This window comes from Corynebacterium pilbarense, from assembly GCF_026930265.1.
Classification (GTDB): Bacteria; Actinomycetota; Actinomycetes; order Mycobacteriales; family Mycobacteriaceae; genus Corynebacterium; species Corynebacterium pilbarense.
Window position 1 is genome coordinate 1 of record NZ_JANRML010000100.1, and the last position, 650, is coordinate 650.

1 protein-coding gene is annotated in these 650 nt (G+C 40.3%); it reads right to left on the reverse strand.

All coding sequences use genetic code 11. The features are described from left to right. Positions 1-93: 93 nt before the first annotated feature. Positions 94-390: a hypothetical protein gene (locus tag NUW87_RS12000; protein ID WP_500683255.1), complete on the reverse strand. Its 297-nt coding sequence runs from the start codon at positions 388-390 to the stop codon at positions 94-96. Positions 391-650: the final 260 nt, after the last annotated feature.

Here is a 650-nt window from a genome sequence, read left to right on the forward strand (position 1 = left end):
CATAAGGGCAGAGACCAGATAACGTCAAAAGCAAACTAAAGTAACACACACAAAGTATGATACATAAAATACAAGTACTTGTGCACAAATGATTTATGCATAGTACTTCTTCAAGTACAACCCATTCCTGGGTTCACTCAAAGGGATACCATCATAATCAACCAGCTCATATGCTCCTTTTTCTAAAACTCGGCGAACAATATAAGGACCTCGCCACATTGGTTCGAATTTCCCAGCTCCTAACACATCTCGATCCTTTTCATAGAGAAGAACAAGATCACCTTCAGAGAAAACACGAGGCTTGACATGCTTGTCATACTGTGCCTTGACGCGTTTCTTCTGGGCTTCTATTACTAGAGTAGCATCACGTCGAGTCTCGTCTAATCGCATCAGATACAACAAACGTTCCTCTTCAGTAGAAGTATTGGGTAAGAGCTATACAACTAGTTTTAAAGACGGTATTTCGCATTCTATGGGCAGAATGGCTTCCATGCCATAAACTAGTCGAAAGGGTGTAAATCCTGTGACAGATTTAACCGAAGTCCGATATGCCCACAATGCTGAAAAAAACATTGTGTGCCAACTTGTCTTGTGAATTTCTATTATCTGTCAACGCATAGTGATGAAAACCTTGTTTATCGCCTCAAATT

Bases quoted from the DNA above. Each gene is read 5' to 3' on its own strand.
- NUW87_RS12000 (WP_500683255.1), bottom strand. From the start codon at position 390: ATGCGATTAGACGAGACTCGACGTGATGCTACTCTAGTAATAGAAGCC.